The sequence below is a fragment of the Microcystis sp. M_QC_C_20170808_M9Col genome, from assembly GCF_007095495.1.
In the GTDB taxonomy this organism is placed as follows: Bacteria; Cyanobacteriota; Cyanobacteriia; order Cyanobacteriales; family Microcystaceae; genus Microcystis; species Microcystis aeruginosa.
Genome location: NZ_SFBZ01000115.1, coordinates 1 through 8,844 on the forward strand (window position 1 = coordinate 1; position 8,844 = coordinate 8,844).

Here is an 8,844-nt window from a genome sequence, read left to right on the forward strand (position 1 = left end):
AGTCCTTTTGAGAAGGATGAAGTGATCCCCCCAACCCCCCTTAATAAGGGGGGCAATGAGCCGTCAAAATTATATAAAACGGGAGACTTAGGGCGTTATTTACCCGATGGTAATATTGAATATTTAGGACGCATTGACAATCAAGTTAAGATTCGGGGTTTTCGGATTGAGTTGGGGGAAATCGAAGCATTATTAGCATCTCATCCCCAGATTTGGGAAACAGTAGTAATAGTGAGGGATGATGCAACAGGAGATAAGCGTCTTGTGGCCTACATTGTGCCACAATCGGAAAAAACGATTACCATTAACGAAATACGGCAATTCCTGAAAGCTCAATTACCTGGTTACATGATACCTAATGCTTTCGTTATTTTAGATGCCTTACCCCTTACTGCTAATGGAAAAATAGATAGTCGAGCTTTACCCCCACCAGAATCTAGTAGTGAACCATCAGACAAATATGTTGCTCCGCGTACCCCAATTGAGGATATATTAGTAACTGTTTGGTCAGAAGTGCTAAAAGTTGAAAAAGTGGGTATAAATGATAACTTCTTTGAACTGGGAGGCCATTCCCTACTAGCCACTAAATTAGTAGCACAGATACGCGATCGCTTGAAAGTTGAACTTCCCCTACGTCAGTTATTCAACTCGGCCACACTAGCAGAATTAGCCCAAGGGATTGAACAGTTAAAACAGCAAAAATCCGATACCATCGTTCCAGCAATTTTACCAAGAAAAAGAAAATGAATTTTGAAGAATTACCCCTATCTTATGCCCAACAGCGTTTATGGTTCTTAGATCAATTAGAACCAAATAGTCCCTTTTATAATATTTCCCTGGCCTTGCATTTAGCAGGAAATCTCCAGGTAGATGTCCTCGAAAAAAGCCTACAAGAAATTATTCAGCGCCATGAGTCCCTCCGCACAAATTTCGCCACTATTGAGGGAAATCCTGTACAAATAATCAAACCAGAAAGCAATTGGCAATTAACGCTTGTCAATGGGAAAGACAGCCCAAAATATCGAGAAGAGCAGGAAATAAAAAAATGGCTAGAAATTCACAGCCATCAACCTTTTGATTTAGCCAATGACTCCCTAATTAGAGCCACCCTACTCAAGTTATCAGACACAGAACATTTTTTGCTGATTTGTCTGCACCATATTGTCTCTGATGGTTGGTCAATGGGGGTATTTATTCAGGAATTGACAACCCTTTATAATGCCTATACTAAAGGTTTAGAACCTCTTTTACAAGAGTTACCAATCCAGTACGCAGATTTTGCAATTTGGCAAAGGGAATATTTACAGGGAGAAATCCGACAAAATCAGTTAAATTACTGGCAAAAACAGTTAGCAGCCGCACCCGCTTTATTACATCTACCTACGGATTATCCCCGTCCTCTACAACAAAGTTTTCAGGGAGATCGAATAAAATGTATCCTTTCTCCAGAACTTAGTCAAGGGTTAAATAAGCTGAGTCGGGAAAAAGGTGTCACCTTATTTATGACCCTCCTGACCGCATTTCAGACTCTACTCTATCGTTACACAGGACAAACAGACATTTTAGTCGGTACTCCCATCGCTAACCGTACTCGTAGTGAATTAGCTGGGTTAATCGGCTTTTTTGTCAATACCTTAGTCTTAAGAACAGATTTAGCAGGAAATCCCAGTTTTAGCGAGTTATTAAAACAGGTACGAGAGACAGCAACGGATGCTTACGACCATCAAGATTTACCTTTTGAGATGTTAGTAGAGGCTCTACAACCTGAAAGAAATATGAGTTATACTCCTTTATTTCAGGTGATGTTTGGGTTAGATAATGAAATTGTAGATAGCATAGATTTAGAAGGAATAAAAGCCACTCGTCAGCCTTTGGAATTTAAGATAGCTAAATTTGATCTAAGTTTATCTATACAGGTGAAAGAAGCCAGATTAACTGCGATTTGGGAATATAATACAGATCTGTTTGACAAAAGCACAATTGAGCGACTATCAGGGCATTTTGTTAACCTATTAACTGGGATTATTGCTAATCCAGAACAAACCGTTAGCCAATTACCATTACTGACAGAAAGTGAGCGCAATCAGTTATTATTTGATTGGAATCAGACTGAAACTGACTACAAAAATGATTTATGTCTGCATCAGTTGTTTGAACAACAAGTAAAACAGAATCCACAGGCGATCGCAGTTAAATTGGAAGATGAATTTTTAACCTACGAGGAGTTAAACTGTAAGGCTAATCAGTTAGCCCATTACCTACAATCTTTAGGGGTAAAATCCGAGAGTTTAGTCGGGATTTTTGTTGAACGTTCCCTAGAGATGATTATCGGAATCCTGGGAATACTTAAAGCAGGGGGAGCTTACGTTCCTTTAGATATTAATTATCCCCAAGAGCGAATTACCTATCTTATTGAAGATACTCAACTTAGTATTGTGTTGACGCAATCTAAATTTCTTGAGCAACTTCCCAAATTTATACCGAACACTATCTGTTTAGATCAAGACTGGTCAACAATTGCCAAACAGAGTACAGTTAACCCTTTGGTAGCAGTTGAGCAGCACAATTTAGCCTATATTATCTACACCTCCGGCTCCACAGGTCAACCCAAAGGGGTAATGATTGAACATCGCTCAGTAGTCAACTATATACTGACTACTATTCGAGAGTATGGTATTACCTCAGAGGATCAAATTCTGCAATTTTCTTCTATCTGCTTTGATGCTTCCGTTCAAGAAATCTTTGTTAGTTTGTTATCGGGTGCGACCTTGGTATTGCGAACAGAAGAAATGTTGCGCTCTAGTGAGAATTTTTGGCAATGTTGTCAAAAATGGCAATTAACAGTTTTGGGTATTCCTACTGCTTATTGGCATCAATTAGCCTCGGAACTAACTGCTGCTACCCTGCCAATTCTCTCAAATATTAAAGTAATTTTCATTGGTGGGGAAGCCATTCAACCGGCAAAAGTCCAGCAATGGCAAACAGTTACAGGCCAATATTCCCCTCTTCCTCGACTATTCAATGGTTACGGACCAACGGAAGCAACCATTGCAACGACTTTCTCCGAATTTACTTCACCAACTATAACCAATATTCCCATTGGGCGACCCATCAGTAATACTCAGGTTTATATTCTCGATGCTTGCTTACAACCTGTTCCTGTGGGGGTAGCCGGAGAATTACATATTGGAGGTGTCGGGTTAGCCAGGGGTTATCTCAATCGTCCAGAATTAACTCAAGAGAAATTTATCCCTAATTCTTTTGAGAAGGATGAAGTGATCCCCCCAACCCCCCTTAATAAGGGGGGCAATGAGCCGTCAAAATTATATAAAACGGGAGATTTATGTCGGTATTTACCCGACGGTAATATTGAGTATTTAGGACGGATTGACAATCAAGTAAAAATTCGGGGTTTTCGCATTGAATTGGGAGAAATTGAAACCGTTCTTAGTCAGCACAATGCAGTAAAAACGGCTGTTATTATTGCCCAAGAAGATGAGACAAATCAGAAACGTTTAGTCGCCTATATTATTCCCCAAGTAGAGATTATTTCCCCCCAAAAAGAGAAAAATTCGCTTAATGTTACTGAACTGCGGCAATTCCTGAAAGCTAAGTTACCAGAGTATATGATTCCTAGTGCCTTTGTCATTTTGGAATCCCTACCCTTAACGCCCAATGGTAAGACTGATTACCGTGCTTTACCGGCTCCCGAATTCCAAAGCCAAGAGCAGTATATCGCGCCGCGTAACCCCATTGAGGAGATATTATCCTCGATTTGGGCAAAAGTGCTAAAAGTTGCACAGGTGGGGATTCACGACAACTTCTTTGAGTTGGGTGGACATTCATTATTAGCAACTCAACTAATTTCGCGCATCCGTGAGGCTTTTCAGGTAGAAATACCCTTACGCGAGTTATTTGTTGCACCGACAATCGCCGAATTGTCCCAAGAAATAAAACGGCTTTCCGAAGGAGAACAACTCACTGAACTGCCGATTTTACCCAGGGACAAAGCAGCAGAATTACCCCTATCTTTTGCTCAGACTCGTCTCTGGTTTTTGGCTGAATTTGAGTCGAATAGTTCTTTTTATAATATCCCCCTAGCCTTGCGTTTAGAAGGAACTTTAAACTCAGAAATCTTAATCCAGAGTTTAGAAGAAATTTGCGATCGCCATGAAGCTTTACGCACCAACTTTATTACCGTTGATGGTATCCCTACCCAAGTTATACAGACACGAACCTGGACAGTTACGGTTGTGGATTTACAGCATTTATCTGGTAGTGAACAAGCAATTGCCTCCCAAGAGTTAGCACAAAATCAAGCGATTCAACCCTTTGACTTAGCCGGTGAACCCTTAATCAGAATCACTTTATTGGTGTTATCTGAAACGGAACATCTCTTATTAGTCTGTATGCACCATATTGTCAGTGATGGCTGGTCAATGGAGGTATTTCTTCAGGAACTAACCGCCCTCTATAATGCTTATATTCAGGGTTTATCTTCGCCTCTAAATCCCCTATCTATCCAGTATGGAGATTTTACCCTTTGGCAAAGACAATGGCTGCAGGGAGAGGTATTGCAACAGCAACTAGACTACTGGCAAAAACAGTTAGCCGGCGCACCGGCCCTTCTATCTTTACCAACAGATAGACCTCGACCCAATCAACAAAGTTTTGCTGGGGGACATTTACCCTTTAGCCTTTCCCTAGAATTAACCGAAAAACTGACCCAATTAACCCAGGAACAGGGTGTCACCTTATTTATGACCCTGTTAACAGCTTATGCTGTCTTACTTTACCGTTATACGGAACAGGAAGACATCTTAATTGGTACTCCCATTGCTAACCGTAATCGCAGTGAACTTGAAGGTTTAATCGGCTTTTTTGTCAATACTTTGGTTCTGCGAATTGACTTGTCAGGTAAGCCCAATTTTAATCAGTTATTGGGTCGAGTACGGGAAATGGCAATGGATGCCTATGCTCATCAGGATTTGCCCTTTGAAATGTTAGTAGAAGTCCTACAACCTGAACGAGATTTAAGTCACGCGCCTTTATTTCAAGTGGATTTTCTGCTGCAAAATAGTCCTCCGTCTCCCTTAGAACTAACAGGATTAACTGCCACTCCCCTCACCACGGAAAATGACACCGCCAAATTTGATCTAACCCTGGCTATGGAGAATACCGGTGCAGAATTAAAAGGCGTATGGGAATATAATACCGATTTATTTGATCGCAGCACCATTGAGCGATTAACAGGAAATTTCATCACCCTACTAGAAGCATTAGTTGTTAACCCGCAGCAGCCAATCTTTCAACTACCATTATTAACCGAAGTAGAGGCAAAAGAATTATTAGAAGAATGGAATGCTACCGAAAAAGCATATTCTTTCCATCAATGTATTCATCAATTATTTGAAGAACAAGCAGCACGAACACCGGCTGCAGTAGCAGTGGTCTTTGAAGGTCAAGAATTAACCTATCAAGACTTAAATATTCAGGCGAATCAATTAGCCCATTATCTCCAATCTTTGGGAGTAAATTCAGAAGTTTTAGTTGGTATTTATCTAGAGCGGTCGCTGTTAGTTATTGTCGGATTATTAGCAGTTCTAAAAGCTGGAGGATCCTATATACCTTTAGATCCAGATTATCCCCAGCAACGGTTGACTTATATGGCAGAAGATGCCCAAATTTCTCTACTGCTAACTCAAGAAAGTTTACTCGATTCTTTACCAGCAGAAGATGTGGGGATAATTGTCTTAGATAAATTAGCCGAGATTTTGACGGTTCAAAGTCCAGAAAATCCCCTCAGTGAAGTGGTTCCAGAAAATCTACTATGCCTATTATATACATCTGGTTCAACCGGTAAACCTAAAGGAGTGATGTTAACTCATGCGGCCTTAGTTAATCATAGTTGGGGCATTAGTGAAGTATTCGGTTTAACAGAATCTGATCGCGTTTTACAGTTTGCTTCCTTTGGTTTTGATGTCGCTGCGGAAGAAATTTTCCCCACCTGGTTAAAAGGTGGCACAGTGGTCTTAAGACCAGGGCAAATGTTCCCAACTTTGACTGATTTTGCCGATTTTATCGAACAAGAAAGCCTCACCGTTTTAAATATTACCCCTGCCTATTGGCATGAATGGGCAATCGCCGTTTCCCAATCATTAGCTACTGTACCATCCAGTCTGCGGGTTGTCGCCGTGGGAGGGGATGCAGTGTTACCAGAAACCGTCAATATTTGGCGACAAATGGTCGGAAAACGGGTTCAATGTATTAATGTATATGGCCCCACAGAAGCGTCTGTAACCGCCATAGTTCATGATTTGCTAGATTATCAGTCAGAAAAAATCAATTCAGTGCTGATTGGTCGTCCCATTGCTAACACAAAAGCATATATCTTGGATCAAAATCTGCAACCTGTACCCATTGGAGTTAAGGGAGAATTGCATCTATGCGGTGTTCGTTTAGCGCGGGGTTATCTGAATCGTCCCGAATTAACTGCTGAAAAATTTATTGACAATCCCTTTGCTCATTCACCGTTCAATCGGTTGTATAAAACGGGAGATTTAGCGCGTTATTTACCCGATGGTAATATTGAATGTTTTGGACGGATTGACAATCAGGTTAAAATTCGCGGATTCCGTATTGAGTTAGGAGAAATTGAAGCGGTACTTAACCAAAATATTGATGTACAAACATCTTGTGTGATTATTCGGGAAGATACTCCGGGGGATAAATATTTAGTCGCCTACATAGTAGCTCATTACGAACGGATACCGATGATTAGTGAACTGCGTCAGTTTCTGTCCAGTAAATTGCCTTTGTATATGGTTCCTCAAGCTTTTGTTTTTCTGGAATCTTTACCCCTTACTACTAATCGTAAGGTAGATCGTCGCGCTTTACCCGCACCAGATAAGATAGGGAATCGCCGGGATCAATATGTAGCACCACGCAATGGAATTGAAGAGATGTTGGTGCAAATTTGGACAGAAATACTCAAAATAGAGCAAGTGGGAATTTATGATAATTTCTTTGAAATTGGCGGCCATTCTCTCCTCGCAACTCAATTAGTTTCTCGGATTCGGAGTTTATTTAAAATAGAACTACCTTTGCGGAGTTTATTTGGTGCAGCTACGGTAGCCGAATTAGCGCATCTTATTGGACAATTACAGCAGCAAAATCTGACGCTAACAGTACCCCCGATTTTACCGAGAACTAAGGATACAGAATTACCTCTATCTTTTGCTCAACAGCGTTTATGGTTTTTAGATCAATTGCAACCAAATAGCGCTTTATACAATATACCGATGGTGTTGCATTTCCGAGGCAACCTCAATCAAAAGGCCTTAGAACAAAGTTTACGAGAAATCTGTGATCGCCATGAAGTATTACGGACTAATTTTGTCACGATTGATGGACAACCGACTCAGATTATTCAAACAACAAGGGAGACAATATCGGTCGTTGATTTACAAGATTTACCCATCCAGGAGCAAGCAGAAAAAACACAGCAATTAAAGCAAAAACAAGCCACTCAACCCTTTAATTTAGCCAAAGAATCCTTAATCAGAATCACTTTAGTGGTGCTATCGGAGACGGAACATCTCTTATTAGTGTGTATGCACCACATTATTAGTGATGGTTGGTCAATAGAAGTATTTATTCACGAATTGACCACCTTATACAATGCTTATGTGCAGAATCATCCCGCAAATTTAGCTCCTTTACCGATTCAGTATGCAGATTTTGCAGTTTGGCAAAAACAATGGTTACAAGGGGATGTCCTGCAAAGTCAATTAAATTACTGGCAAAATCAACTAACAGCTGCACCCCCTTTATTATCGCTTCCCACAGACCACCCTCGACCTGCGGTGCAAAGCTTTGTCGGTACTCAGCAAGAATTTTCCCTTTCCCCCAAACTTAGCCAAGCTTTGAATGAATTGAGTCGCCAACAAGGGGTGACATTATTTATGACGCTGTTGGCTGCTTTTGATGCTTTACTGTATCGTTATACAGGGTCAAGTGATATTTTGGTAGGAACTCCCATCGCTAATCGTAATCGCGGTGAAATTGAGGGTTTAATCGGCTTCTTTGTTAATACTTTAGTGATGCGGACGGATTTATCAGATAATCCGAGTTTTAGTCAGTTATTAACCCGTGTTCGGGAAGTGACAATGGATGCTTACGCGCACCAAGACTTACCCTTTGAAATGTTAGTCGAAGCGTTGCAACCAGAACGGGATTTGAGCCATACTCCCCTATTTCAAGTCGCTTTTGTCCTGCAAAATACACCTAAGTCTGAGATTGCAATGACGGGATTAACGGTGACAGATTTGCCACCAGAAAATACTACAGCTAAGTTTGATTTAACCTTAGCTATGGTTAACACCGATGATGGCTTAAAAGGTGTCTGGGAATATAATACTGATTTGTTTGAAAGTAGCACTATTGAGCGATTATCAGGGCATTTTCTCAACTTATTAGGGGGAATTGCGGCTAATCCTCAAGCGCGGATTTCCCAATTACCCTTACTGACAGAAAGTGAGACTAATCAGTTATTAATTGAGTGGAACAATACTCAAGTTGACTATCCTGAGTATAAGTGTATTCATCAGTTATTTGAGGAACAGGTAAAACGCACACCCGACGCGGTAGCGGTGGTTTGTTCCCAGCAACAATTAACCTACAATGAATTAAATTGTCGTGCTAATCAATTAGCTCATTATCTGCAAAAATTAGGAGTAAAACCAGAGGAATTAGTGGGGATTTGTCTAGAGCGTTCTTTAGACATGATTGTGGGATTATTGGCTATTCTTAAAGTCGGTGGAGCTTATGTTCCTATTGACCCAG

Annotated in this window: 2 protein-coding genes; both read left to right on the forward strand. The window is 40.7% G+C overall.

Translation table 11 applies throughout. The features are described from left to right. Window positions 1-747: phosphopantetheine-binding protein (locus tag EWV68_RS07195; protein ID WP_287169330.1), on the forward strand; the 747-nt coding region annotated here is incomplete at its 5' end. Beyond that, window positions 744-8,844 (forward strand): non-ribosomal peptide synthetase (locus EWV68_RS07200; protein WP_287169332.1); only part of this gene is annotated, 8,101 nt, incomplete at its 3' end. The genes EWV68_RS07195 and EWV68_RS07200, both read left to right, overlap by 4 nt.